21 protein-coding genes are annotated in these 25,149 nt (G+C 66.6%); 4 read left to right on the top strand and 17 right to left on the bottom strand.

Annotated features, from left to right (window positions below):
- Window positions 1–20: 20 nt before the first annotated feature.
- The gene (locus AC5P6X_RS19900; RefSeq protein ID WP_088437077.1) at window positions 21–647 is read right to left on the bottom strand and encodes a hypothetical protein; all 627 of its coding nucleotides are present in this window, start codon (window positions 645–647) and stop codon (window positions 21–23) included.
- A gap of 110 nt (window positions 648–757) precedes the next feature.
- A complete protein-coding gene (locus AC5P6X_RS19895; protein WP_099604771.1) occupies window positions 758–3,484 on the bottom strand; it encodes a TonB-dependent receptor plug domain-containing protein in 2,727 nt (908 codons plus the stop codon).
- Between the two features lie 217 nt (window positions 3,485–3,701).
- Between AC5P6X_RS19895 and AC5P6X_RS19890 the strand changes: the two genes are divergently transcribed.
- On the top strand, window positions 3,702–4,301 hold the full coding sequence (locus AC5P6X_RS19890; RefSeq protein ID WP_033833900.1) for a GNAT family N-acetyltransferase: 600 nt from the start codon (window positions 3,702–3,704) through the stop codon (window positions 4,299–4,301).
- Here AC5P6X_RS19890 and AC5P6X_RS19885 read toward each other — a convergent pair.
- Together AC5P6X_RS19885 and AC5P6X_RS19880 are read right to left on the bottom strand one after the other, a co-directional pair.
- Window positions 4,298–5,074: a CDP-diacylglycerol diphosphatase gene (locus AC5P6X_RS19885; protein WP_099529725.1), complete on the bottom strand. Its 777-nt coding sequence runs from the start codon at window positions 5,072–5,074 to the stop codon at window positions 4,298–4,300. The genes AC5P6X_RS19890 and AC5P6X_RS19885 overlap by 4 nt on opposite strands.
- 68 nt (window positions 5,075–5,142) lie before the next feature.
- Window positions 5,143–5,799 carry a decarboxylase gene (locus AC5P6X_RS19880; RefSeq protein WP_099604933.1) on the bottom strand — a complete coding sequence of 219 codons (657 nt, stop codon included), beginning with the start codon at window positions 5,797–5,799 and terminating at the stop codon, window positions 5,143–5,145.
- A 171-nt stretch (window positions 5,800–5,970) separates the two neighbouring features.
- Between AC5P6X_RS19880 and AC5P6X_RS19875 the strand changes: the two genes are divergently transcribed.
- Window positions 5,971–6,267, top strand: a complete 297-nt coding sequence (locus tag AC5P6X_RS19875) for a hypothetical protein (RefSeq protein ID WP_005413768.1) — start codon at window positions 5,971–5,973, stop codon at window positions 6,265–6,267.
- 97 nt (window positions 6,268–6,364) lie between these two features.
- Here the strand turns inward: AC5P6X_RS19875 and AC5P6X_RS19870 are convergent, their stop codons facing one another.
- The 7 genes from AC5P6X_RS19870 to AC5P6X_RS19840 all read right to left on the bottom strand — a co-directional run bounded on the left by AC5P6X_RS19870 (window position 6,365) and on the right by AC5P6X_RS19840 (window position 14,239).
- Window positions 6,365–7,249 (bottom strand): hypothetical protein, encoded by an 885-nt coding sequence (locus AC5P6X_RS19870; RefSeq protein WP_099604932.1) that lies wholly within the window; start codon window positions 7,247–7,249, stop codon window positions 6,365–6,367.
- 111 nt (window positions 7,250–7,360) lie between these two features.
- Entirely contained in the window at window positions 7,361–9,061 is a 1,701-nt protein-coding gene (dld, locus tag AC5P6X_RS19865) for a D-lactate dehydrogenase (RefSeq protein ID WP_099604931.1), read from the bottom strand.
- Window positions 9,058–10,197, bottom strand: a complete 1,140-nt coding sequence (lldD, locus tag AC5P6X_RS19860) for an FMN-dependent L-lactate dehydrogenase LldD (RefSeq protein WP_099604930.1) — start codon at window positions 10,195–10,197, stop codon at window positions 9,058–9,060. The genes dld and lldD overlap by 4 nt, the downstream gene beginning before the upstream one ends.
- Window positions 10,198–10,201: 4 nt before the next feature.
- Window positions 10,202–10,966 (bottom strand): transcriptional regulator LldR, encoded by a 765-nt coding sequence (lldR, locus tag AC5P6X_RS19855; protein ID WP_099604929.1) that lies wholly within the window; start codon window positions 10,964–10,966, stop codon window positions 10,202–10,204.
- A gap of 53 nt (window positions 10,967–11,019) precedes the next feature.
- Window positions 11,020–12,678 (bottom strand): L-lactate permease, encoded by a 1,659-nt coding sequence (gene lldP, locus AC5P6X_RS19850; RefSeq protein WP_099604928.1) that lies wholly within the window; start codon window positions 12,676–12,678, stop codon window positions 11,020–11,022.
- A 223-nt stretch (window positions 12,679–12,901) separates the two neighbouring features.
- Window positions 12,902–13,354: an MgtC/SapB family protein gene (locus AC5P6X_RS19845; protein ID WP_005413774.1), complete on the bottom strand. Its 453-nt coding sequence runs from the start codon at window positions 13,352–13,354 to the stop codon at window positions 12,902–12,904.
- A gap of 126 nt (window positions 13,355–13,480) precedes the next feature.
- Window positions 13,481–14,239: an SDR family NAD(P)-dependent oxidoreductase gene (locus AC5P6X_RS19840; protein WP_060380112.1), complete on the bottom strand. Its 759-nt coding sequence runs from the start codon at window positions 14,237–14,239 to the stop codon at window positions 13,481–13,483.
- Between the two features lie 447 nt (window positions 14,240–14,686).
- On the opposite strand from AC5P6X_RS19840, the gene AC5P6X_RS19835 reads away from it, so the two are divergent.
- Window positions 14,687–15,640, top strand: a complete 954-nt coding sequence (locus AC5P6X_RS19835; protein WP_329757004.1) for a helix-turn-helix transcriptional regulator — start codon at window positions 14,687–14,689, stop codon at window positions 15,638–15,640.
- Between the two features lie 328 nt (window positions 15,641–15,968).
- On the opposite strand, the gene AC5P6X_RS19830 is transcribed toward AC5P6X_RS19835, so the two are convergent.
- The 3 genes from AC5P6X_RS19830 to AC5P6X_RS19820 form a co-directional block, all read right to left on the bottom strand.
- Entirely contained in the window at window positions 15,969–17,879 is a 1,911-nt protein-coding gene (locus tag AC5P6X_RS19830) for a CocE/NonD family hydrolase (RefSeq protein ID WP_099604927.1), read from the bottom strand.
- 221 nt (window positions 17,880–18,100) lie between these two features.
- Window positions 18,101–18,487 carry a DUF4440 domain-containing protein gene (locus AC5P6X_RS19825; protein WP_108270426.1) on the bottom strand — a complete coding sequence of 129 codons (387 nt, stop codon included), beginning with the start codon at window positions 18,485–18,487 and terminating at the stop codon, window positions 18,101–18,103.
- The gene (locus AC5P6X_RS19820) at window positions 18,487–19,845 is read right to left on the bottom strand and encodes an MFS transporter (RefSeq protein ID WP_049451819.1); all 1,359 of its coding nucleotides are present in this window, start codon (window positions 19,843–19,845) and stop codon (window positions 18,487–18,489) included. Before AC5P6X_RS19820 ends, AC5P6X_RS19825 begins: the two co-directional genes overlap by 1 nt.
- Window positions 19,846–19,950: 105 nt before the next feature.
- Here AC5P6X_RS19820 and AC5P6X_RS19815 point away from each other — a divergent pair, with 105 nt between their 5' ends.
- Window positions 19,951–20,856: a LysR family transcriptional regulator gene (locus AC5P6X_RS19815; protein WP_049451818.1), complete on the top strand. Its 906-nt coding sequence runs from the start codon at window positions 19,951–19,953 to the stop codon at window positions 20,854–20,856.
- Between the two features lie 33 nt (window positions 20,857–20,889).
- On the opposite strand, the gene AC5P6X_RS19810 is transcribed toward AC5P6X_RS19815, so the two are convergent.
- The 3 genes from AC5P6X_RS19810 to AC5P6X_RS19800 all read right to left on the bottom strand — a co-directional run bounded on the left by AC5P6X_RS19810 (window position 20,890) and on the right by AC5P6X_RS19800 (window position 24,822).
- Complete coding sequence (locus tag AC5P6X_RS19810) at window positions 20,890–21,354, bottom strand: hypothetical protein (protein WP_049451816.1); 465 nt, start codon at window positions 21,352–21,354, stop codon at window positions 20,890–20,892.
- Between the two features lie 84 nt (window positions 21,355–21,438).
- On the bottom strand, window positions 21,439–22,011 hold the full coding sequence (locus AC5P6X_RS19805) for a hypothetical protein (RefSeq protein ID WP_329757003.1): 573 nt from the start codon (window positions 22,009–22,011) through the stop codon (window positions 21,439–21,441).
- A 15-nt stretch (window positions 22,012–22,026) separates the two neighbouring features.
- The gene (locus AC5P6X_RS19800) at window positions 22,027–24,822 is read right to left on the bottom strand and encodes a beta-glucosidase family protein (RefSeq protein WP_099604921.1); all 2,796 of its coding nucleotides are present in this window, start codon (window positions 24,820–24,822) and stop codon (window positions 22,027–22,029) included.
- Window positions 24,823–25,149: the final 327 nt, after the last annotated feature.

Genomic DNA, 25,149 nt, shown 5'->3' with positions numbered 1-25,149 from the left:
GCGCCGGTCATCCGCCGGTGCTACGGGCCCGCGATGCCGTTGGCGGCCGGGTCCACCGAGAACACGAAACGCCCACCGCGCTGGTCCCTGCCCCATGTCATCGGCGCGGTGGTAAGGCTGTAGACCGGGGCCGCCTTGTCCATGCCGATCGCCTCGGACCAGGCACTGAAATCCTCGTCGGTACGGCTTCGGATCTCGCCAACACACAGGCTGTAGCCACAGGCGAAAGACACCAGCGTGCCGTCGTTGCCGATGCGCCGGGTCGCGGCCGTCCTGTAGAGCCGGGTCAGGTCCTGCACTTCCGGGTGACCGGCTGCATCGCGCTCGAACTGGCTGATCACCTGCGCGAAGGCCTTGTCGGAACCCAGCACCGCCTCGCTCTTCTGTGCGGACACCGCACCCTCGTTCAGCAGCATGCGCTCGCCCTCGAGGAAGTGACCTTCCGGTTGCGCGAGCCCAGGGGCAGCCGTCGTGGTACTCGATGCCGTTGGCACGCGCGCTGATACAGCATCGGTCGCGGGGTTGGAACGGGACGGCGCAGGCGCGGCATTGGCCACCTCCGCGGCATCCTCCACGCTGGCCGCCTGCCTGCCACTGCAACCTGCAATGGCCAGCACGGCAATCACGCTCCACCCCCTGACATCCATGCGCATCCTCCTCCGTGTATCGCCACAGCATGCCACGTGCGCGACGGCAGCACGGATGCACTGCACAAAGAAAAGCCCGGCAATGCCGGGCCTTTCGTTCGCCTGCCGGATCAGCGGAACCGGTAGTCCAGCTGCACCCAGTACTGGCGGCCATACGGGTCGTAGTTGCCGACCGGGTAGAACGGCCAGCCGCCACCGTTCTTGTCCGCCGGCGGGCGGCTGTCACGCAGGTTGTTGACGATCACGCCCACCGACAGGTTCTCGCCGAACTGGCGGAACACGCTGGCGTTGTAGGTCATGTACGGCGCGATGCGGCCACTGCCATCGGTCTTCGGCAGCGAGCCGAAGCGGTTGCCGTACAGCGTGGTGGTCCAGTCACCCTGGTTCCAGGTGATGCTGCCGTTGGCCTTGCTGCGCCACTGGTAGTCATCCAGCGAATTGCGGATGTCACGCTCCGGATCATCGGAGAACTGCCGGTATTTGTGCTCCAGCACCACGGTGTAGGCCAGGCGCGTGGTGAAGCGGCCATAGCGACCGGCATCGAAACGCCAGTTGCCCTTCAGGTCCAGGCCGCGAACCGATTCAGAGGCGGCGTTGATCGGGTTGATCAGCACACGGGTCACCTGGTCCGGCTGCACGGTTGCATTGGACGGGTTGCGGATCACACGCGACAGCGCGTCCCGGCACAGCGGTGAGCCGATGTCACGCGCTTCGCCACCCAGCGTCTTGCCCAACCGGCAATCGGCCTCGTCGCGCAGGATGCGGCTGGTATCGAGGCTGGTCACCTCGTTGTCGATGCGGATGTCGTAGTAATCGGCACTGAAATCCAGGCCAGCCAGCGGCGACCAGACCACGCCGAAGCCATACGACTTGGCCGATTCCGGCTGCAGCTGCGGGTTGGCACGGTTGCTGTAATCGATCGACAGGCCGTTGTAGTCGCAGTTGTCATACGACTGGCCTGCGGTGCGGCAGCGCCAGTAATCAGTCATGCCCGGGTTGTAACCACGCGTCTCGGTCGCGAACACGTAGTTCATGTCCGGCGCCCGGAAGCTGGTGGCAGCGGTACCACGGATCAGCAGGCTCTCGATCGGGCGGAACTCGACGCCGAAGCTCCAGGTCGCCTTGCCGATGTGCTCACCACCGGCACGGTACTGGTCATAGCGCCCGGCCAGGGTAGTGGTCAGCGACTGCAGCAGCGGCAGCTGCAGCTCCACGCCGGCAGCATAGCGGTCGCGCTCGCCACCGGCACCAATACCGGCGCTGGTGTTCCAGAACTCGCCGGTGCCCAGGCGCGGGTCCGGTCGATTGCGATAGCCCTGGCTGCCAGCCTCGACCACCGCGGCCAGCGCCGCGTCGCCACCGGGCAGTGCGAACAGCCGGCCGTTGACGCTGGCGCTGAAGGTCTGCAGCCACGCCGCGTTGCGGCTCTCCTGGTAGCCGGACAGGCTCTGGTACTCGTTCGGGCTCAGCGGCTGGAACAGGCGCGCGGGATCCGGCGCATAGACCTCTACGCCATTGCGCACGCCCAGCTTCGGGCCCAGCAGGTATTCGTTGATACCGGCCAGCAGCACCGGGCGGCGGGTGCGGTTCTCGTAACGCGAACGGCTGTAGACCGCCTCATAGTCCCAGCCACTGTCGCCGATCTGGCCGCGCGCGCCGACGTTGAATGACCACGAATTTTCCAGGAAGCGGTTGGCATTGCGCGGCAGGCCACCGATTTCCTCGGGCGCAAACCGGCGGTACCAGCTTTCCAGGTTGCCGGTGGTCTGGTTGTAGAAGTAGTTGCGGGCCGAGGTCCAGGTGGGCGCACGGGTGTTGTTGGTGATGCGTGCGCTGCCCACGGCCAGATCGGCGAACAGGTCGGTGGTCTCGTTGACGTGGAAGGTCAGCAGGCCGTAGCCGTTGAGGTTGCGCTTCTCGGTCTGCACCGTCCAGTAGCTGGCGGCGGCCTCGTTGCTGCCGCAATACCAGCCCTGGCGCGGGTTGAAGGCACGGAACACGCTGCCGCCATAGATATCCGACGCCGCGTCGCAGCCATTGGCGCCCGGATCGATGTTGCGACCGGTAGCGGCGTTGCGGCGATACGCGATCGCGGTCGCCTGCGGCGCCTTGCCGGCGGGGTCATCATCCAGCGAGTCCATGAAATCGCGCTGGCGCGCATGGATCGCCTTGCGCACGTCGAACTCGAAGCCGAACAGGGCATCCCAGCGCTCGCCGGAACTGCCACCGACGACCTGCGCGCGCTGGTTGTCGCCACCGCCCTGCTGGGTGCCGCCGGCCCGCACGTTCACGTCCACACCCTCAAAGCGGTCCTTGAGGATGATGTTGACCACACCGGCGATGGCGTCGGAGCCATACACCGCCGACGCACCGGCCGCCAAGACCTCGATGCGCTCGATCAGCGCACTGGGAATGTTGGCCAGGTTGACCACGTTCACCGAGCCCTCGTAGGCCAGCGGGTAGTCGGCCTGGCGGCGGCCGTTGACCAGCACCAGCGTGCGGTTGGGGCCAAGGCCGCGCAGGTTGATGGTGTTGGCCGCCGGAGTGAAGGTGTTGCCGAAGTCCTCACCCTGCACGTTGCCGGTGTTTTCAGTCAGGGCGCTCAGCGCGTCGAACGCGTTGCGGTAGCCCTGCGCGTCGATCTGCTCGCGGCTGATCACGGTCACCGGCGACGGCCCTTCGACACTGGCGCGCGGAATGCGCGAGCCGGTGACCTTCACTTCCTGCAATGAGGTGGGTGCGCTTTCCTGCGCGAAGGCCGGCGACGACACCAGCATCAGGGACGACAGCGCGAGCACCAGCGGACGCGGGCGCAGCGCCTTGTGGGAGGCAGACATGGGCTTCCTGGGGGAGTTGGACGGGTGGTATGGGACCGGAGGCCTGCGCGGCGCATAACGATCCCGTAACGAAAGTGTCCTGAATGGATGGTTTCAACGGAAATGACCAGCCCTGATGGACTTATGCCTGAACCGAATCAGGCTCCGCCCGGTGATCGTCGCGTTTTTGCAATCTTTTGAATGGTCTGGCGAACCGGGCATTGCCATCGTTCCGGGGATGATGACCCCGTACCCCACATCCCTCCTCCCCCCGCTGCGCCCTGTGTCGCGCCGCCATCTGCTGCAGCTGCAGGTGGCACCGGTCACCCTGCGCCCGTTCCAGCGGGCCGATCTGCCGGCCTGGCGCCTGTTCGATGACCGCCGCCGGCGCGGCCGCCGCCATCCGGCCGGTATCGACGAAGAAGCCCGCTTCCTTGCCCACATGCATCGCTCGCGGCTGGAGCAGGACAACGACCAGCTGCTGCTGGGTGTTTTCGATGACGAGCACGGCACTGTCCTGGACCAGCTGCATGTCCGCCTGCAGTCCCTGCATACGCGCTGCGCCGAGCTTCTGTCGCTGCAGCACTGGCACCCGCACGTGGATGCAGCGCTGCGCGCGCTGTGCCCGTTCCTGTTCGAGGATGTGGGCGTGCACCGCCTGTTCGTGATGCTGCCACCGGACTGCAGTGACCCGTTCGCCACTGCGCTGCACGCCTTCGGCTTCGAGCACGAAGGCCTGTTGCGCGACCATCATCTGGATCTGGATGGCTGGCAGGACCGCCAGCTGCTGGCGCTGACTGCACCGGTCTGGCGCAGCCGCCAGCAGCCACCGGGTTAGCGGACCCGCTCCAACGCGTCGCCTGCGCCGGTCAGCACCGAGCAGGCGTGGTCCTGCAGTTCTTCGGCGCTGGCCTCGTTGCCGGTGCCGGCGTCCACCCGGGTCGCCAGCAGGATGAAGCCCGGGGCGCCCTGCACGGCGTCCCGGCCGGCCACGACCAGGCTCCACTGACCAACATCGTCCACGCCTGCGAGGTCGTAAGCCAGCAGATTGAGCGGATTGGCGGTCAGTTCCGCGCCCGCCAGCAAGCGTGCCTGGTATTGATGGCCGCGCAGCAGGACCGGCAGCGGTGCCCAGCGGCTGCCGAGGGCGGCAGCATGCGTGTCCAGCGCCTGCAGCACGTCGGCACGCAGGCAATCCACGTGGATATGCAGCTGGTGCTGCGAGCGGCCGTGCGGCGAGTTCAACGCCAGGCTGGCGACGTTGCGCGGCAGCGGTTGCCGCAAGGCCTGTTCGGTGTGGCTGCGCGCCTGCCAGGCGGCAGCGAAGTAGTTCGGTGCACCACGCTGGTACAGGCTGCGGCTCTCGATACCGCTGACCTTGTCCAGCGGCATCAGCAGGAACTGGTAGTCGCCGTGCGCATCCTTGACCAGCACATCGCGGCGGTCTGCGGCCGTCTCCACGCGCAGGCAGTCGCCGCGTGGACCTTCGGCGCCCCGGCAGTCACGTTCGATCAATCGCCACAATGCATCGGAATGGGCCGGCGGCGGCGGCGCACTGGCACAGGCGGACAACAGCAGCAGGGACGACAGCAGGAAGGGGCGCAGGGACACGGCAACGACTCACGGAGCAGGCACGGCAGACAGCGCCGCGCTGCATTCTAGCCAGTGCGAAGCTGCAATCAGTAGGTGCCGAACGGCACTTCAACCACGATCGGGGCGGCACCCTCGCCGGCCTGCAGGCTGTAGCGGTCCAGCGCCCCATCGTCATCGGCGTGCGGCTGGCGCTGGAAATGCAGCGGGTAGCGGGTGTCCCCCAGGCGCACGGCGCTGCCGTCGGCCTCCAGCGCGGCACCTTCCGGAATCAGCAGCCCGCCCAGGTCACTGTACGCGCCAGGCACATCGGCGAAGCTGTAGTCGGCCAGCTCGTCAACCCGCTGCATCGCATAGACGTGCGGCACATAGGGACGTGCGGAGCTGCGGCCATTGCTCAGGTCGGTCACCCAGGCCTGCGGCAGGTGGTACTGCTCGCGCAGCGCGGCCACGCCCAGCGAGGGGCTGGCCACCTGCAGGCAGCACACCGTGCGCTTGCCCTCACGGTCAAGAATGGCGAAACGGTCACCGCGGGTGGCCGCCTGCGGCAGCATGGCGAAGGCCAGGTTACGCTGGGCCGGCGCGTAGCCGGATTCGGTCTGCAGGTTGCGCCAGGCACCGAATACCGGGGTTTCGATCGGCGCGGGTTCCGGATCGGCAGCGGAGGCGGCAAACGCTACGCCCAGCAACGACAACACCAGCGCCGTCATCGTCTTGTCCTTGCCGCGGAAACTGCCTGCCGTCATACCGTATCCAACACCTGCGCCGGAAAGGCCCGGCCTGCCCGCTGGCGTATTGCCAGCCATTGCTCCCACTATGCAATGACCACGCTGTGCCGGCAATGACCGGGGTGCTGACGCCTTTCGCACGCTCGGTGCTATCGTTCCCGCCATCTTCCCCTGCGCAGGAGCGCTCGCATGTCTGCATTCCGTCTATCCCTGTTGCTGCCGGCCTCTGCCCTGCTGCTGTCGGCCTGCGTCAGCACCCCTGGCCCGGAAGTCAAAGGCAGCGGCCGCTGCGACGCCAGCCAGCTGGGCTGGGCGATCGGCCAGCCGGCCAACGAGCCCAACATCCGCCGCCTGTCCCGCGAGAGTGGTGCCGGCCTGGTCAACCCGATCGGCCCCAGCACCATCACCACCAAGGACATCCGCCAGGACCGCCTGCGCGTGTTCGTGGACAAGGACAACATCATCACGTCCACCCGCTGCGAGTAAGCGCCGCCACAGGCTTCTGTAGAGCCGAGCCCACGCTCGGCTGCTCTCTGGTCGGGCCACGCGAGAACCCGAGTCGAGCATGGCTCGACGCTACATTTCAGGGTCCGGTATAGCCGGCACAGTCCGGCAGTGCCTGGTCCGGGTGGAACATCCCCGCCCCGAAGCGGAACAGCCGCGTGTAGGTACACGCCGGGTCCTGTTCGATGCGCAGATCCTGCTTCTTCAGCGGCCCCCTGGCCAGCGAATCGTCGAAGCGCGAAACACCGGCCGGGTACCGGGTCGCCACGGTCTGGTAGCGCAGCACTGGCATGCCCTCGGCAACCGTATCCAGCGCCAGCTTCGCCGAGAACCCGTATTCGTCGTGGCAGGCACCGGCGCGCTGCTTGATGTCCTGCTCGCTGAAACAGGCGCGGATCATCGCATTGCCCAGCCATGGCACGGTCAGCACGTCGTCGTCCACCTGGATGTCGTCCTGCAGGTGACGCACGCGTGCCAGCTGCAGCGTGGACGCGTCGGCACCTCCACCGGAGTACATGGTGCTGAACTTGACGATGCCACCCACCAGCACATTCTGGCGGGCGCGCTGCTGCGGGTCGGTCACCGGTTCATCGCTGCCCACGCCAGGGGCCAGCCTCACGATCCATGGCCACAGCGACAGCTCGCTTTCCTGCGGCACGTCGATGCTGACGTGGTAGGTGTGCGGCTTGCCCTGGCCCGGTGCCTTCTCAAGCACTTCCAGCACGGTCGGCCGGTTACCCTCCTCGGCAACCGGCTGCACGCGTACGCACCAGTTGCCGTCCCGCGTGCAGTCATAAAGCCCCGACGGTCCAGTCTCTCTCGCGATCAGTACCTGTCCCAGCGGCTCCATCACGTTGCCGGCGGCATCGCGCTGCTGCGGCAGGATCGCGCTCTGGGCCAGCGCCAGCAGCGGGGTCGCCAGCAATGCAGTGCACAGGGTGGCGCAGACGGCGGCGGTGGGCATGGATGGCTCCTGCGGATGGGCTTCCGATGGTAACCGTTGCCCGGGCGGCGTCGAGCCATGCTCGTCTGCTGTCTGTCGGCAGGAGCAGCCGAGCATAGGGTCGGCTCTACATCATCCGCAATCGCAGCCACCCCAGCCCTTGGCTTTCGACGTCTGGCCAATGCCCGGATTGAACGTATTGCTCGGGTCCAGCTGCCTGTAGAACCCGGCCAGCGCCGGCTTGGCCGGGTACAGGTGACCGACATTGTGCTCGGCCGGGTACTCGGCACCACGCTGGTCCAGCAATGCCCACATTGCGTGCTCAATCGCCATCGGGTCTTCACCCTTGCGCGCGATGTAGTCCTGGTGGAACACGTGGCACAGGAAGTGCCCGTAATACAGCTTGTGCAGCAGGCGGCCGTCGATATCGGCCGGCAACTGCTCGAACCAATCGGCATCATCTCGGCGCAGGGCAATGTCCAGCGCCACGATGTCCTGCACCTGCCCGCGATGCACTTCGCGGTAGCGCACCGCGGCACCGGCCACGGCGAAGCGATGCAGAAACGCCTTGCGCCCCTCCTCGGCCGTGCAGTGGAAAAAGCCGCCTTCGTGCCCGGCGAAGAAGCCGCGCAACCAGGCCTCGGTTTCCGCAGCGTCCTGGGCAGAGACCTTCAGCAACAGGTGATGCTCGTAGCGCTGGCGGAACTCGCCCATGCGCTTGGGCAGGTGCGAGGGCAGCAGGCCGGTCAGAACCTGCATCACCCGGTCAGTCACCCCACGCAGGCCCAGCCGTTCGAACCAGCCGTCGACGCGGCTCTTCAATGCGAACGCGGCAGGTACACGTGCGGTGCCGAGGCGATCGATCAGCAGGAAGCTGTCCTTGCCGTAGCGCTCGCCGATGTCATAGGCATCGCGGTGGATGTACTCACCGGCAATCGGCAGGCGCTCGAAGCCGGTCAGCAGCTGGCGCCGGATCGCCGTGAGGCTGTCGGTGCGGTTGCTGCCGATGTAGAAGACTTCGGCGGCCTCCTTTTCGAAGGTATCCAGGCGCACCGCGAACACCGCCAGCTTGCCGGCCGAACCGGCAGCCTCGTAGTGGCGGCTGGGATCAGCATTGAAGCGCGCCGGGGTATCGGCGTCGACCTTGCGCACTTCGTCGGCGTAGCGCGGATCGGAGGCTGCGCGGCCGTCGCCGTCCCCCACATCCGACGCACTGTAGTCGCCGGCCTGCAGGCGCTGCAGGATCTGCTCGGGCGTATCGCCCAGCGCGATGCCGAGATGGTTGACCAGCTGTAGTTGGCCCTGCGCATCGACCCGCGCGTACAGCGCCAGCTCGGTGTAGGCCGGGCCACGGCGCACCAGCGCGCCGCCGGAGTTGTTGCAGATGCCGCCCAGCACCGAGGCGCCGATGCAGGACGAGCCGATCACCGAATGCGGTTCACGGCCCAGCGGTGCCAGCGTCTGCTCCAGGCGGTCGAGCGTGGCACCGGGCAGGCACAGCACCTGGCGGCCTTCGTTCAACAGCTGGATGCCGGTCAGGCGCAGCGTACTGACCAGCACGATCGGCCGGCCGTAGTCATCGCCGTCCGGGGTCGAGCCACCGGTCAGCCCGGTATTGGCCGCCTGCAGGATGATCGCCGCCCCACCCTGCACCGCTGCCTGCAGCACGCGCCACAGTTCCAGCAAGGTACCCGGGCGCACCACCGCCAGTACCGGGCCATCGCCGAAGCGGTAGCCGCGACGGAAGCGGCGCGTGCCCTTGTCGCCGGTCAGCACATGGCGGCTGCCGACCGCGTCGCGCAACTGTGCCAGCACGGCATCGTGGCCACTCATGGCAGGCTGACCAGCGAATCGCGGCCGATGTCGGCGATGCGGCGCGCACCGGTCAGTGTCATCGCCACGCGCATCTCCTTGGCGATCAGGTCCAGCAGGTTGGCCACGCCGGCCTCGCCCTGCGCGGCCAGCGCATAGACGAAGGCACGCCCCAGCAGCACGGTATCGGCACCGAGCGCCAGCATCCGCACCACGTCCAGGCCGGTACGGACGCCCGAATCGGCGAGAATCTTCAAATCACCCTGTACCGCGTCGGCAATCGCCGGCAGTGCGCGTGCGGTGGACAGCACGCCGTCCAGCTGGCGGCCACCGTGGTTGGAGACCACGATGCCATCGGCACCGAACCTGACCGCATCACGCGCGTCATCCGGGTCGAGGATGCCCTTGATCACCATCGGGCCCTTCCAGAACTCGCGGATCCACTCCAGGTCCTTCCACGAAATGGAGGGATCGAAGTTGCTGCCCAGCCAGCCGATGTAATCCTCCAGCCCGGTCGGGTTGCCACGGTAGGTGGAGATGTTGCCCAGGTCATGCGGGCGGCCGAACAGGCCGACATCCCACGCCCAGTGCGGATGGGTGATGGCCTGGCCGATACGGCGCAGCGAGGCGTTCGGGCCGCTCATGCCCGAGTGGGCATCGCGGTAGCGCGCACCCGGCACCGGCATGTCCACGGTGAACACCAGCGTGGTCACGCCCGCGGCCTGTGCCCGCTCCAGCGCATTGCGCATGAAGCCACGGTCGCGCAGCACGTACAGCTGGAACCACATCGGCCGTTGGATCGCCGGTGCCACTTCCTCGATCGGGCACACCGATACGGTCGACAGCGTGAACGGGATGCCGCGGCTGTCGGCCGCGCGCGCCGCCTGCACTTCACCGCGCCGGGCATACATGCCGGTCAGGCCGACCGGCGCCAGCGCCACCGGCATTGCCAGCGTTTCGCCGAACAGCTCGGTTTCCAGGCTCAGGTCGGACATGTTGCGCAGGATGCGCTGGCGCAGCGCGATGTCGGACAGGTCGGAAACGTTGCGCTTCAGCGTGTGCTCGGCATACGCGCCGCCATCGATGTAGTGGAACAGGAACGGCGGCAGCCGGCGTTGCGCTGCAGCACGGTAATCGGTGGAGGCGGAGATGATCATGGGGTCAACCGTGTGGGGAAGGCAGACGCGAGGCCCGCGCACGCCGGGCTTCGTTGTCATCGAGCGTGCGCAGCGTGGTGTGCACGAACTCGAGGTGGGCATGCGCGGCGGCGCGCGCGCGTTCGGGGTCGCCGGCCAGCACCGCGTCCATCATCTCGCGGTGCTGGTCGGACAGCGGCGAGAAGGTCCTCGCCGAGGTGTAGAGCTTTTCGCGGCTCTGCGAGATGTTGGTCTGCAGCAGTTCGAACAGGCCGCGCATCACCTGCAGCAGCACCAGGTTGTGCGAGGCCTCGGCGATGGACAGGTGGAAGGCCGCGTCAGCCTCCGCTTCACCGGTGGGGTCGTCCTTGCCGTGCGCGTCCATCATGGTCTGGAAGGCCTGCGCGATGCGCGTGCGGTCCTCGTCGGTGGCACGCAGGGCCGCATGCCAGGCGGTGGCGCCTTCCAGCGCATGGCGGATCTCCAGTACGTCGAAGCGGTATTCCGGGTCGCCCTGGAACAGCGGCAGGTACGGCGCCAGCGGTTCATCCAGCGCCTGCCGCGCGCGCGCCGCCGGTTCGGCCACGTAGGTGCCGCCACCGACCCGTGCGGTCAGCAGGCCTTGGCTGGCCAGCTGCGCGATGGCCTCGCGCAACGCCGTTCGCGAGACCCCCAGCTGCAACGCCAGGGTGCGTTCGGCCGGCAGCCGGTCGCCCGGCTGCAGCCGCTGGTCCTGCACCAGGCCGCGCAGCTGCGCGGCCACCTTGTCCGAGATACGTTGCGTGCTCATGGCGCCATTGTGGCCCGAAGCGCGTAACAGGGGGTCAGGCCGCGCGGCATGGCTCAGGGAATCATCCAGGTCAGCCAGTAGGCCTGGGCCAGGGTGATCAGGCCGACCATGGTGGTGAAGACCAGGCTGTGCTTGACCGTGAAACGGAACAGGTCCGATTCCTTGCCGGCCAGGCCAACCGCCGCGCAGGCAATGGCGATCGACTGCGGCGAGATCATCTTGCCGGTGACACCGCCGGTGGTGTTGGCCGCTACCAGCAGCACGTCGGACACGCCGATCTGCTGTGCGGTGGTCGCCTGCAGCGCCGAGAACAGCGCATTGGACGAGGTGTCCGAGCCGGTCAGGAACACGCCCAGCCAGCCCAAGAACGGCGAGAAGAACGGGAACGCGTCTCCGGTGTGCGCCAATGCCAGCGCCAGCGTTGCCGACAGGCCCGAATAGTTGGCGATGAAGGCGAAGGCCAGCACCATGCCGATCGAATAGATCGGCATGCGCAGCTCACGCACGGTTTCACCGAAGGTCTGCAGCGCCGACCGGGCCGGCATGCGCAGCGCGATGATCGCGATCACCGCCGCGAGGATGATCGAGGTGCCGGTGGCCGAGAACCAGTCGAACTTGTAGACCGCCTCGTAACTGAGCGGCGCGTCCACGATCGGCGGCATCTTCTGCACCCTCTGGTCCAGGCCCGGCACCGGGAGCTTCAGCACCCAGCTTTCCAGCGGGCCGCCTGCCGCGAACAGCGACTTGAACGGCTTGATGCTCCACAGCGTGACCATCGCGGTGAGGATCAGGAACGGCGACCACGCCTTGGCGATCTGGCCGACGCTGTAGCGCGGCGCCTCCAGTGCCTGTGCGGCCGCCTCGGCGCTGGTTTCGGTATCGAAGCGGAAGATCCGTACCGGCTTCCAGCGGCGCAGGAACAGGGTCAGGCAGACCAGCGACGCCAGCGAGGCGGTGATGTCCGGCAGTTCCGGACCGATGAAGTTGGAGGTCAGGTACTGCGCGATGGCGAAGGAGCCACCGGCCACCAGCACCGCCGGCCAGGTTTCCTTGATGCCACGCCAGCCATCCATGATCGCCATCATCCAGAACAGCACGATGACGGTCAGGAACGGCAGCTGGCGGCCGGCCATCTGGCCGATCTCGAAGGCATCCAGGCCGGTGACCTGCCCGGCCACGATGATCGGAATGCCCATCGCGCCGAACGCCACCGGCGCGGTGTTGACGATAAGGCACAGGCCGGCGGCGTACAGCGGCTTGAAGCCCAGCCCGACCAGCAGCGCCGCGGTAATCGCCACCGGCGCACCGAAACCGGCCGCGCCTTCCAGGAAGGCACCGAAGGCGAAGCCGACCATCAGCATCTGCAGGCGCTGGTCTTCGGTCACCGACAGGATCGAAGCGCGGATGATGTCGAACTGACCGGTCTTGACCGAGACCTTGTAGAGGAACACCGCGCCGATGATGATCCAGGCAATCGGCCACAGGCCGTAGACGAAGCCGAAGCCGGCCGCGCCCAGCGCCTGGCTCAACGGCATGCGGTAGAACAGCAACGCCACTCCAAGCGCGATGGCCACGGTGATCGTGCCGGCCAGCCAGCCTTTCATGCGCAGCACGGCCAGGGCTACGAAGAAGAACGCGATGGGCAGCAGCGCGATCAGGCTCGACAACCACAGGTTGCCGGCGGGGTCGTACAGGTGTTGCCAGGGCTGCATGAAGACTCTCGACTGGATGCGGAAGGTGCCCCACCGCAGGCGGTGGATCGCCGTGGCTGTCGATTATTGGTCGCACCAATAATGGTTTCGATCAGACCACTTGCAGCGGATTTAACCGCCACTCCGGCGAGGAACCTATTAGACCATAGGGCTAGATGCCATATTGGTCCGACCATTTAGTCCGCATGGTAGTGCCGGCCGCTGGCCGGCAATTCGAGATTCCCTACGAGATCCGTTTCTCCAACCGCCGCATCACCGCCAGCACCAGCACGCACAGCACGCTCACGCCGATGGCAATCACGTACTTGCTGATCCCCACCGCAATCCCGATGGCCGCCGCCATGATCAACGAGCTGGCCGTGGTCAGGCCGCTGACCTGGTCCTCGCGTGACCCACGCAGGATGGTGCCAGCGGCAACGAAGCCGACACAGGCCACCACCGCTTCGATCAGGCGTACCGGATCAACCTGCAGCAGGTCGCGGTAGCGCTCCTGCTGGAAATGCTCGGCCACCGAGTCGCCAAGGCCGACGATCAACGCGGCGGCCCCTGCGATCAGCATGTGCGTACGCAGGCCAGCGGCGTGCTTGCCCATCTCGCGCTCGACGCCGAGCACGCCGCCGAACAGCATCGCTGCGGCAACGCGCAGCAGGATCGAGACATCCTGGGTAAGTTCCATGGGAAAGCTCCGGAATTTTCCCGGAGCGTCGCGCGGCGATCGTGGGACGGCGGTGAAGGCGATGGCACGCCTTCTTCACCGCACGCATTCCTCCACGCATGGCGTGGATCTACTGACCGCATTCGCTCACTGCGCCAGGTAGCCACCATCGATGGCGTAGTACGCGCCGGTCGCGAACGACGCATCGTCGCTGGCCAGCCAGGCCACCAGCGCCGCCACTTCCTCGGCCGTACCCAGCCGCTTCAAGGCGTGACGGCCTTCCAGCGTGGCGCGCACCTTCGGGTCCATCTTCTCCAGCAGCGGTGTGCTGATGAAGCCCGGGCCGACCGCGTTGACACGAACGCCATCGGCGGCATGTTCCCAGGCGGCGGTCTGGGTCAGCCCGACCACGCCGTGCTTGGCCGCCGCATAAGCGGTGGAACCGGCATACCCCACCTGGCCCAGGATCGAGGCCATGTTGATGATGCTGCCGCCGCTTCCAGCGGCTCGCATTGCCCGGATCTGCGCACGCTGGCACAGGAACACGCTGGTCAGGTTGACGTCGATGACCCGCTGCCAGCCATCAATCGGATAGTCACCGCTGCTGGCGGCGGGCCCGCCGATACCGGCGTTGTTGACCGCCACATGCAGGCCGTCGAGTTCCTTGATCGTGCGCTGCACCGCCGCCTCCACCGCTGCATCGTCGGTGACGTCCAGCGCGATGCCAATCGCCTGTGCACCGGCATTGCGCAACTGCGCCACGGTGGCATCCACCGCATCCTGCTTCAGGTCCCAGACCGAGATCCGCGCGCCGGACGCCGCCAGGGTCTGCGCCACGGCCAGACCAATGCCGGACACGCCGCCGGTCACGATCGCGGTCTTGCCGGTGAGTTGGTAATCAATCATCTGCGTTCTCCATCAGTGGGGGTATCGAAGTGGCCTGCAGCAGCCAACCACCCCACCCTACGCGCATTCCTGTGATGGCCTGGCTGACACCGCGTCTACGGGCGATCGTTCCAGCCATGAAACCTCAACTCAAGTTGATGTATGGAATTGCGTACGGATATGCATGCAAAACGCCAGCGTATGCTCGGCGGCATTTTCACTTTGGCCGTAATCGTCAATCGTTTTGACCCTATTGGAATCAAAAGCGCGCGAATCGAGGCGACAATGGGAAACGTTTCCAGTTCCTTCGACACACTCCATTCAACCTGGCGTTTCCCCAGCCATCCAGAGTGCCCACGCCACTGCTTCCCAGCATGCCTGCGCGGGTAACGACCGGATCTGCATCTGCGTTGCAGAGCGCGTGGGCGAGGTAATGCCAGCGTCCACCTCCAAAGTACGTGCCGAGCGATGTCCCGATACTTCACTTTTGCCGATTACCGCCGCTTCGGCCACCGTCATGGCTTCGATTACCGCGCTGACCCGGAACACCTGCGCGACGACCAGTGGGCCGGCCATGGCGAGGTCAACGAGCAGTTCCTGCGCGGCGGCATGAGCCTGATCGCCTCCGACGTCCATAATCGCTTTCCTTATGTTGCGACCGCCCAGCAGAGTCCCGGCCTGGCCATCCGCGTGATGCTGCAGGGCCAGGTCGATGTGCGCATTCCGCGACGCGGTGGTTTCACCCTGCGCGCCGGCACGGCGATGACCGCGCACCACCGCGAGCAGGTCGAGATGACCGGTGCGCATCCCGGCGAAACGCGCATGCGCGGCGTCAGCGTCATGGTGCCCGGCCAGATCGATCCGGATCTGTTCCATCTGCCGCAGCTGGAGACCGCGCTCAACAGCCACCTGGAATGCCGCCACTGGGGCATTCCGCATACCCTGCTGCCGGTACTCGGCCAGTTGTTCGACAGCCCATGGGAAGATGGCATCGACGCCTTGTGGCGCGAGGGCGTTGCTCTGCAGCTGCTGGCCGTTGGCCTGAAGGCTGAGGATCTGCAGACCGACCATGTACGAACGCTGCGGGCCGGCCAGCGCGAGCGCCTGGAGCGCGTGCGTACCTACCTGCATGACGACCCCAGTCACGCCCACAGCCTGGTCGAGCTGGCCCAGCTGGCCTGCATGAGCCCCAGCTCGCTGCGCCGTCATTTCGCCCAGCAGTACGGCTGCTCGGTGTTCGACTACCTGCACGAGCAGCGCATGCGCCACGCCGAACAGGGCCTGCGCGAGGACGGCTGGACGGTCGAGCAGGCCGCCGCCGCCAGCGGCTACCGCCACCCCAGCAACTTCGCCGCGGCATTCCGCAAGCGTTTCGGCCTGGTCCCCAGCCGCTGGCGCACGGGCCCTTCGAAGGTGGGGTGAGGATCCCCGCTCCGGTAGGTGTCGATCTTGGTCGACACGCTGCTGCGCCATCGTGGATGCCGGCCAGCGGCCGGCACTACCGCAGCCGCCTGAATCGACCTGCCATGGCTCCGCTCTGGTGGGTGTCGACCTTGGTCGACACGCTCCCGCGCCATCGCGGATGCCGGCCAGCGGCCGGCACTACCGCAGCCGCCTGAATCGACGTGCCATGGCCCAGCCTTGGTAGCTGTCGACCTTGGTCGACACGCTCCCGCGCCATCGCGGATGCCGGCCAGCGGCCGGCACTACCACGTGCTGCCGGGCCATGCCCGGCGTTATCCTCTCCGCCTCAATACACCGGCAGATCGATGTAGCTCGCCTGCGCCGCGCTGTGCCAGACCCGCTGCGTGGCCTTCTGGTAATCGCCCGGCTTGGCCAGGTAGATGTTCGGCACGTAGGTCTGCGGGTTGCGGTCGTACAGCGGGAACAGGCTGGACTGCACCTGCACCATCACCCGGTGGCCCTTCTGGAACGTGTGGTTGGCGTTGGGCAGGTCGAAACGGTACGGCAGCACCTGGTTGGCGGCCAGCGGCTTCGGATCGCTGAAGCTTTCGCGGTAGCGGCCACGGAAGATCGCCAGCGACACCGGCAGCTCGTAGCCCCCCATTTCCGGCGTCGACGCTTCCTGGTCCGGATACACGTCGATCAGCTTCACCACCCAGTCACTGTCGGTGCCACTGGTCGAGGCCTGCAGGTGCACTACCGGCGCGCCGCCGATGCGCAGCGGCGCGGTCAGCGGTTCAGTGATGAAGGTCAGCACGTCCGGGCGACCATCGACAAAGCGCTGGTCCTTGACCAGCCAGGTGGTCCACATATCGCGGTCACCGAAGCGGACCGGACGCGGCACGAACGGCACCGGCTTGGCCGGGTCGGACACGTACTCCTCGAAGTCCCCCTCGCCCGCCGCCGGCGCCTGGAACGCCAGCTTGCCGCCGGCCCGCAGGTACAACGGCTTGCTGCTGGCAGCACAGCCCTTGTCGCAGCTGCGCGGCCAACCCTTCAGGCGATCCCAGTGGTTTTCGCCAGTGTTGTAGACCAGCACCGGCGGCGTGTCCGCCTTCGGCGCACCGTCCACCAAATACTGGTCGAAGAACGGCTTGAGTACATCACGGCGGAACTGCAGCGCGGTATCGCCATCGAACTTCAGCGCGCCCAGCTCACTGCCGCTGTAGTTCACCTGGCTGTGCCGCCACGGCCCCATCACCAGGTAATTGCGGTTGTTGCCGCTGTCGCGCCCTTCCATTGCCTGATAGGCGTGGTTGGCGCCCCACATGTCCTCCTGGTCCCACAGGCCCTGCAGCCACATGGTCGGCACCTTCAACGGTGTTTTCGCCATCACCGCGTCCAGCGCCTGACCCTGCCAGAAGCCGTCATAGGCCGGGTGCTCGACCAGCTTCTTCCACCAGGTCAGCTGGTCCACGCCGGTGAAGCGCGCGTAGTCGCCAGCCGAACCGATCCGCAGGAAAGTGCTGTAGTCGTCATAGCCGAGGCTGGGCAGCGGCGTACCCTTGCCGCGCTTCTCGGTCTGCATCGCGAAATAGTTGAAGTTGACCTGGCGGAACGCACCGTAGTTGAGCCAGTCGTCGCCCATCCAGCCATCGACCATCGGGCTCTGCGGTGCGGCCACCTTCAGCGCCGGATGCGGGTCGGTCAGCGCCATCACCACGGTGAAGCCCTCGTACGACGAGCCGAGCATGCCGACCTTGCCATTGCTCTCCGGCACGTTCTTCACCAGCCAGTCGATGGTGTCCCAGGCGTCGGTGGAGTGGTCGACTTTGGTGTTGTTCAACGGCCCGCGCAACGGCCGGGTCATCACGTAATCGCCTTCGGAGCCGTACTTGCCACGGATGTCCTGGAACACGCGGATGTAACCGCCGTCGACGAACACCTCGTCGCCCTGCGGCAGCAGGTCGCGCATGCGCGGCGAATCACTGCGGCTGGCGCGGCCAGCGGCATCGTAGGGGGTGCGGGTCAGCAGGATCGGGGCATTGCGGGCGCCCTTGGGCACCACGATCACCGTATACAGCTTGGTGCCATCACGCATCGGCATCATCACCACGCGCTTGTCGTAGTCACGACCGACATCGGGAGCAACGAAGGGCTTGCCGCTGATGTCCGGGGTCATCGGCGGGGTATCGGCGGCCAGCACGGTGCTGGACAGGCAAAGGGCAATGGCTACAGCGACGGCACGCAAACGCATGGACAACCCCTCCCGGCAGGAAAGCCTCAAGCCTACTCCTGCCTTGAGCCGTGAGGTGTGGGCGGGCTTTGCATTCTGCGGCGGATGCAGGCAGGACTGATGGCACATGTGCCCGCGGTGCCGCCGCGCTCGCCAACGACCGGTAGTGCCGGCCGCTGGCCGGCAACTTCATGATCCTGGGGCACGTTACGCGGTTGCCGGCCAGCGGCCGGCACTACCGGTCAGGCCATCGGCACTTCGTGCAGCGCCAACCAGCGCCAGCGACCCTGCTCCCGCCGCAGCACGGCCAACGATTCGCGCCGTGTGGGCTGGCCGCCATCGAGCGAATGCCCTTCGCGATAGCGCAGCACCGCCAGCGGTGACAGCGCATCCACCGCCTGCACGGCTTCGATGGAAATCTGCAGCCCTGGACGCGCGCCATGGGCACCCGCGAACAGTGCCTGCACGGCATTCCGGTCCAGCCTGCGACCCGCGATGCCGACCATGCTGAAGTCCGCGCAGAAATGCGCCATCAGATCGTCCAGCGCGTCGGTGCCGACGTCGGCACGGAACCAGGCCTGCAGTTTGTCGTGCAGGTGGTGGATTTCATGTTCTGCGGTGGTAGCCATCAAGTGTTCTCCGGTTGCGAAAGGGTGATCCTCTGCGGCCGACGCAACAGCGCCAGGGGCAGCAGGGTAAGTACGGCGGCCAGACCCAGTGCCATGCCGGTGGCATGGGCCGGCAGCCATTGCATGGCCAGTGCCAGCACCATCGCGATGGCCGCGGTGCCGAGGCAGAAGCTGAGCTGGCGGTTGAGGTTCCAGAGGGCACTGGCATCGCCCAATGCTTCGCCCTCGACCCCATGGAAGGCCAGCGTCTGCGCGGTGCTGCTGCACAGGCTGCCGCCGGCGCCCATCAGCGCGAACAGCAGCCCGGCCAACGCGAAGGCCGGCTGCGGCAGCATCGCCATCAACAGCAGGCCGCTGGCCTGCAGGAGCATGCCCATACGCAGTACCGTGGCCGGGCCGAAGCGCGCCAGCAGGCGCTTGCTGGCCGTGATCGCAATGGCCGAGGCCAGCGCCCAGGGCAGCATCAACGCGCCGATGCGTGCCGCGCTGTAACCGGCCTGGTGCAGCTGCAGGGTACTGACCAGCTGGCTGCCGATGAACACACCCGGCACTGCCAGATACACCAGCATTGCCAGGCGCAGCCCGCGATGGGACAGCAGCGACCAGCGCAGCAGGGGCTGCGCCTGCCGACGTGCGTGCCGCAGGTGGGCCGCCGCCAGCAGCAGCGCGACCAGCAGCAACACGGCACCGGCACCGCGATGTCCGGACTCGCCCAGCCAGGTCAGCGCCAGCAGCAACGCGCCCAGCGCCAGCATCGCGGTAGACAGCGCATAGGCCTGCAGGCGCGGCGCACTGCGCGCGCCATCGGCCGGCATCCAGGCCAGCACCAGGCCGATCGCCACCACCGCCAACGGCAGACTGGCCCAGAGCACGCCGCGCCAGGACAACCACTGCACCAGCAACCCGCCCAGCGCCGGCGCCAGTGCCGGCACCAGCAGCGCCACCAGCAGGATGCGGCGGGTCAGCGCGCCACGCTGGTCGGACGTGCATTGTCGGTACGCTGCCGCCTGTGCCACCGGAATCAGCAGGCCACCGGCCAGCCCCTGCAGCAGGCGCCAGCCCAGCAGCCAGCCGATACCCGGTGCGGCGCCGGCCAGCACAGCGGCAACCGCGAACAACAGCAACGCCACCAGCAGCAGGCGACGCTCACCACAGCGCGCGGCCAACCAGGGTGCCAGCGGAATCACCACGCTCAGGCCCAGCATGTAGGCGGTGCCCACCCAGGCCAGGGTGCTGATATCGGCGTGCAGCTCCGCTGCCAATGCCGGATAGGCCACCGTGGCGATGAACATGTTGACCAGATCCAGGGCGAACACCAGCAGGAAGATCGCCTCATGGCGCAGGCGGGGGGACGGCATCGGCGGCGCTCCAGCAGGGAAGCGGGCAGCATGCCGTGCGGGCCTTGTTGGAAAAACACGACAGCAACTGCAACACTGTCAAATCCATTTTGACAATGAATTGCCATGGTCAGCCTCGATCGCTTCGATATCTTCCGCGCCGTGGTCGAGGCCGGCAGCCTCACCGCAGCAGCCGATCGGCTCGGCCTCAGCCGTGCGGTGGTCAGCTTCAACCTGAAGCGGCTGGAGCAGGAGCTGGGCGTGACCCTGCTGTTGCGCAGCACCCGCCACCTGGCCCTGACCGAGGCCGGCGAACAGTTCCTGCAGCACTGCGTGCAGGCGTTGGACGCCGCACAGGCAGCGATCGATGCCGCGCGGCGCGACCAGCACCAGCTACAGGGTGTGCTGCGCCTGACCACCACCCCGGAGTACGCGCAGCTTCGCCTGATTCCCGCACTGGAAGCCTTCCGTGCGCGGCATCCGGCGCTGCAGCTGCACCTGTCGACCTCACCGGCACCGGCCGACCTGATTCCCGAACGCTTCGATCTGGCGATCCGCCTCGGCCGCCTGCCAGATTCAGGGCTGCATGCCAGCGAACTGGAACGGCATCCGCTGTGCGCGGTGGCCGCGCCCTCGTTGCTGGCCCGGCTGCCCTCCGCGGATGCAGCCGATGACCCGGTGCAGCTGGGCACCCTGCCCCGCCTCGGCTACCCGCGCCTGGCCGACGTGCCGGTGGTGGCGCCGGATGGCAGCGACGCCCTGTTTGCCACCAACCCGGGCAATGCGGTGGCGCGCGTAGATGGTGCCAGCAGCCTGCGTGCCTTCGCCGTGGCCGGCGCCGGGGTCACCGTGCTGCCACGCTGGCTGATCGAGGACGACTTGGCCCAGGACCGCCTGCGCCCGGTGCTGCGCCAGCACCGCTTCCCGCAGCAGAGCGTGTACGCGGTCTACCCGCACAGCACGCAGCCCTCGCCGAAGGTGCGGCAGCTGATCGATTTCCTGCGTGGGTGGTCTGAAAGCGGGCGCGGGTAGCCTCCTGCGGCCAATCGCCAGGCCGCAGTGAAGTTACAGAGGGTACGAGCCTCCACGAACATCGCCAACCCAGCTATCGAACAAACTCCCCGGTGTCAGATCGTCACTGTGTGAGAACTTTGGTTCACACGACATTTTCGCCCGCATCTCATTGCTCCCCACAACGTAGTGAATGCGGATCTCAGTAGGCATCTCAGCGCCGAACTCATTGCACTTTTCTTCAAGCGCATCTATTTCATCCAGCCCAGCATCAAGCACCCAAGCCAAGCTCTCATTCAACGAGTCATACATCCCACCTCCAGATTTTCGGACGTCATTCAGCTGTTCCTTCTCCACCACAGAACCGTTAAGTCTGTAGAAGAAATCAAACATTGAAATCCCATCTTCACTCGCAACGAAGATGAATACTTCGTCAGGCGTCGCACCGGCATAATCGAGCGCGAGTCGAACCATGCTCGCCTGAGCGTCTGAAACGTGTTCCTCAAAGATCTTGTTCATTGTTCGATCCTCGTAGCACTCGCTTGAATTGGCACTGACACTGAGTTGACCGAGTGAGTGCGCTCCGTGCTGCTCGGCTCGAGATCACACCTGCTGCAGCCTTCGCTGGGCTGACGCCGCCACCATCTCGTCAGGGTCACCCGTTAGCAGCTCCAGGACCTCCCTGGATACCTTTGGATTGCAGGCGATTCGGTGACGGACGCTTGCATCGGAATCCCTTGCAAGGCTTGACATCAATGCTGGATCCAGCCGGCGCTTGCTCGCAATTTTCCAGCGGACATCTACGTCATCGCTGGCAGCCAACTGCTCGATGATGGCTAGGGGAATCGTTTTGTTTCCGGCAACGCAACGCGCCAGCTCCGGATAGGTCGACAGGATATCGCGCCACGTCTGATCGTCAGCGTGCCGCAAAGCGAACGAGGTATCCGACTCGTTTTCACACAACCGTTTGAATTCCCATGCGCTCGCGATCATTCGCTGGCTCTCCTGCGCCAGCCTTCCAGTATTGGCTGACCGGCAATTGACCTCCAGTGGCAGAAGCGACATGACTATCCGCCCCGGCGCCTGCTGTTCCATCGTCCGCCGGGCATGGCCCGGCGAGCGCAGCGGCACCCCACAAACAGAAACGGCCCCTTTCGGGGCCGTTCCTTCAAGCATCAACAACCCGCAGTATCAGCGCAGCACCTGCTCTACCAGCTGCACGTCCACCGTCTGCAGCGGCTCGGCCGCATTGCGCGACAGCTGCACCTGGTAGGTGCCGCTGTCGATCTTCCACTGGCGCGCCTGTGCATCGTAGTGGGCCAGGGTCTTCGGCTCGGCTTCGATGCGGATGCGGCGCTGTTCGCCCGGCTGCAGGTTCACCTTGTCATAGCCGATCAGGCGGATCGGTGTGGTGCTGCCAGCCGGAAGCTTCAGGTACAGCTGGGCCACGTCGGCACCGGCACGCTTGCCGGTGTTGCGGATGTCGACGCTGGCGACCAGGCGCGAGCCCTCCACGCTCACCTTCAGATTTTCATAGGTGAACGAGGTGTAGGACAGCCCGTGGCCGAAGGCGAAGGTCGGGGTCAGGCCCTTGGCCGCCATCCACTTGTAGCCGACGTTGGCGCCTTCGATATCGAAATCGAACACATCACCGAACGGCTTGGCCGGCTTGAAGCCGAGGCCGTCGATGTGCGGGCGTGGCAGCTGCGATTCGTCCGTCACCCAGGTCACCGGCAGGCGGCCGGACGGATTGGCCTGGCCGGTCAGCAGCGCGGCGATGCCTTCGCCACCACGGATGCCCGGGTACCAGGCCTGCAGCATCGCCGGCACCTGCGCCAGCCACGGCGTGCGCACCGGGCCGTTGGTTTCCAGCACCAGCACGGTCTTCGGGTTGGCCTTGGCCACTGCCGAGATCAGGGCATCCTGGTTGTCCGGCAGCTGCATGTCCGGCAGGTCCACCGATTCGGCGGCCCACTGGGTGGCGAACACGATGGCCACGTCAGCCTGCGCGGCGGCCTTGGCCGCAGCGGCGGCATTGGTCCCGTCCACATACTCGATGGTCGCGTCCGGGCGCGCCGCACGCAGCGATTCCAGCGGCGAGGACGGGTGGAAGATCACCGGGCCCGGCCAGGTGGTCGGCATCACGCCCGGCACCGCATTGGTGCCCTTGGCGGTCACGCCCACCATCGACGAACCACCGCCACCGATCACGCCTTTGTCGGCATGGCCGCCGATGATGACGATGTGCTTCACGCTGTCGGCCAGCGGCAGCAGGTTGCCCTCATTGCGCAGCAGCACGCTGCCTTCTTCCACCGTACGCTGGGCGACGGCGAAACCGGCCTCGGCATCGACCTTCTGGTGCTGCGGCGGGTTGTCGAAGTTGCCATGCAGGAACATCGTGCGCAGGATGCGCGCCACCATGTCGTTCAGGCGCGCCTGCGGCACCACGCCACCGTGCACGGCCAGGCGCAGCGGTTCGTCGAAGAACACCGCCGCGTCGAACACTTCACCGGCCGACTGTTGATCGAGGCCGGCCAGCGCCGCCTTCGAGCCACTGTGCACGCCACCCCAGTCGGACATCACGAAACCGGGGAACTTCCATTCCTGCTTCAGCACCTGGTTCATCAGGTAGCCGTTCTCGCAGCCGTAGGTGCCGTTGATCTTGTTGTACGAGCACATCGCCACACCGGGGCGACCGGCTTCAAGCGCGATCTCGAAGGCCAGCAGGTCCGACTCGTGCATGGCCTGTTCGCCGATGCGCACGTCGTGGAAGTTGCGGCGGGTCTCCATGTCGTTCAGCGCGAAGTGCTTCATCGAGGAGATCACGTGCTGGCTCTGCACGCCCTGGATCAGCGCGCCAACCATCGAGCCGGCCAGCAGCGGATCTTCACCGGCATATTCGAAGTTGCGGCCGTTGCGCGGGTCGCGCTGCAGGTTGACGCTGCCCGACAGCAGGATGTTGAAGCGCTGCTGCCATGCCTCGCGGCCCATCGTGGCGCCACCGGCGAAGGCGACTTCACGGTTCCAGCTCGATGCGGTGGACGGGCCCGACGGCATCGCCGTGGCGAAATCGCCCGGGCGGATGCCACCCGGATTGGTCACGCCGACGCCGGCATCGGCCGATTGCTGCGACGGAATGCCCAACCGCGCCACGCCCGGCACGAAACCGGCCGAACCGACTGCGCCTTCCGGCAGCGGGCCACCGTCCTTGCCCAGCCCGAAGTAGCTGTGCAGCATCTGGAACTTCTCATCCTCGGTCATCGCCTTCAGCAGCAGCGCAGCGCGCGCGTCGGCGTTGAGGGTGGTGTCCATCCACGGCCTGTCGCCATGCGTGTCGGCGGCGTAAGCCAGGGTCAGCAGGGTGGCGCGCAGGGTACTGCCTTCCACCTTGAACGGCGCACTGCTGGCGGCCTGGAAGCCATCGCTGAAATAGCTGGCATCGGCTTCCAGCGCGACACGCGCCGGATCGAAGCCTGCGGCCTTGGCCGATTCACCGGCCACCGCGCCGAGCAGCACCGCCGGTGCACCCAGCCGCGAACGGGTGACCAGCGCCGGCAGCTGCGCCGCACCTGCACCGGCATCGGTATAGACCGCCACGGTGTGGCGGCCATCGTCCAGGCGCAGGTAGTTCAGGCCCGGCTGGTCGGGGCCGGATTCAGCGGCGATCGGCAGCCGGGTCAGCACTGCCTGGCCGCGCTGGGTCTGGCCATCGTCCTTGCCGGCAGCAATGAAGCGGTACTCATAGCCCAGGCCATCGGCCAGCACCTGCAGCGGATCGACCTGGCCGATGCCGCGCTGCACCTGGCGCACGCTCACCGCGTCCACCTGCAGGGTCTTCAGCTGGGCGGCCAGGGCCGGCATCGCCTCGGCGGTCGGGGCCTGTTCCAGGGTCAGCACAGTGAACGCGGCAGGGTCGGCCCAGGCCGGGGCGGCCAGTGCGGCAGACAGGGCCAGGGACAGTGCAAGCGGCTTTGTAAACGTTTTCATCGGCAGGCGTAATTCCGTTGCCAAGGCAATCGGTCCAGGGAAAGTGCCGCCGAAGGGTGCAGCGTTCATGCCGCGCAGGGGTTGCCAGGCAACGTCCCGCAGGCCGATGGACGGGCCGGTCTGCGCGCGGGACCCTCCTCCCGGCGTGACAACCTGCCTGCCCGGGCCGCGCAGGGCGACCCAATCCTGTGAAGATTGTGCGAGGGCGTTCACACCTGTCAACAGGACCTAAGTCACAGGGGCAACCCGGCCAGCGGTTATCAGGCCATCACTGGCGGTCATCAGTGCGCCGCGCGGGCCTGCCGATAATGGAGATCCCTGGCCACG

The organism is Stenotrophomonas sp. YJH_SMC_40, from assembly GCF_059368615.1.
This window is presented reverse-complemented; position numbering and strand designations above follow the sequence as displayed.

Bases quoted from the DNA above. Each gene is read 5' to 3' on its own strand.
- AC5P6X_RS19900 (WP_088437077.1), bottom strand. From the start codon at position 647: ATGGATGTCAGGGGGTGGAGCGTGATTGCCGTGCTGGCCATTGCAGGT.
- AC5P6X_RS19895 (WP_099604771.1), bottom strand. From the start codon at position 3,484: ATGTCTGCCTCCCACAAGGCGCTGCGCCCGCGTCCGCTGGTGCTCGCG.
- AC5P6X_RS19890 (WP_033833900.1), top strand. From the start codon at position 3,702: ATGATGACCCCGTACCCCACATCCCTCCTCCCCCCGCTGCGCCCTGTG.
- AC5P6X_RS19880 (WP_099604933.1), bottom strand. From the start codon at position 5,799: ATGACGGCAGGCAGTTTCCGCGGCAAGGACAAGACGATGACGGCGCTG.
- AC5P6X_RS19875 (WP_005413768.1), top strand. From the start codon at position 5,971: ATGTCTGCATTCCGTCTATCCCTGTTGCTGCCGGCCTCTGCCCTGCTG.
- AC5P6X_RS19870 (WP_099604932.1), bottom strand. From the start codon at position 7,249: ATGCCCACCGCCGCCGTCTGCGCCACCCTGTGCACTGCATTGCTGGCG.
- dld (WP_099604931.1), bottom strand. From the start codon at position 9,061: ATGAGTGGCCACGATGCCGTGCTGGCACAGTTGCGCGACGCGGTCGGC.
- lldD (WP_099604930.1), bottom strand. From the start codon at position 10,197: ATGATCATCTCCGCCTCCACCGATTACCGTGCTGCAGCGCAACGCCGG.
- lldR (WP_099604929.1), bottom strand. From the start codon at position 10,966: ATGAGCACGCAACGTATCTCGGACAAGGTGGCCGCGCAGCTGCGCGGC.
- lldP (WP_099604928.1), bottom strand. From the start codon at position 12,678: ATGCAGCCCTGGCAACACCTGTACGACCCCGCCGGCAACCTGTGGTTG.
- AC5P6X_RS19845 (WP_005413774.1), bottom strand. From the start codon at position 13,354: ATGGAACTTACCCAGGATGTCTCGATCCTGCTGCGCGTTGCCGCAGCG.
- AC5P6X_RS19840 (WP_060380112.1), bottom strand. From the start codon at position 14,239: ATGATTGATTACCAACTCACCGGCAAGACCGCGATCGTGACCGGCGGC.
- AC5P6X_RS19835 (WP_329757004.1), top strand. From the start codon at position 14,687: ATGTCCCGATACTTCACTTTTGCCGATTACCGCCGCTTCGGCCACCGT.
- AC5P6X_RS19830 (WP_099604927.1), bottom strand. From the start codon at position 17,879: ATGCGTTTGCGTGCCGTCGCTGTAGCCATTGCCCTTTGCCTGTCCAGC.
- AC5P6X_RS19825 (WP_108270426.1), bottom strand. From the start codon at position 18,487: ATGGCTACCACCGCAGAACATGAAATCCACCACCTGCACGACAAACTG.
- AC5P6X_RS19820 (WP_049451819.1), bottom strand. From the start codon at position 19,845: ATGCCGTCCCCCCGCCTGCGCCATGAGGCGATCTTCCTGCTGGTGTTC.
- AC5P6X_RS19815 (WP_049451818.1), top strand. From the start codon at position 19,951: ATGGTCAGCCTCGATCGCTTCGATATCTTCCGCGCCGTGGTCGAGGCC.
- AC5P6X_RS19810 (WP_049451816.1), bottom strand. From the start codon at position 21,354: ATGAACAAGATCTTTGAGGAACACGTTTCAGACGCTCAGGCGAGCATG.
- AC5P6X_RS19805 (WP_329757003.1), bottom strand. From the start codon at position 22,011: ATGCTTGAAGGAACGGCCCCGAAAGGGGCCGTTTCTGTTTGTGGGGTG.
- AC5P6X_RS19800 (WP_099604921.1), bottom strand. From the start codon at position 24,822: ATGAAAACGTTTACAAAGCCGCTTGCACTGTCCCTGGCCCTGTCTGCC.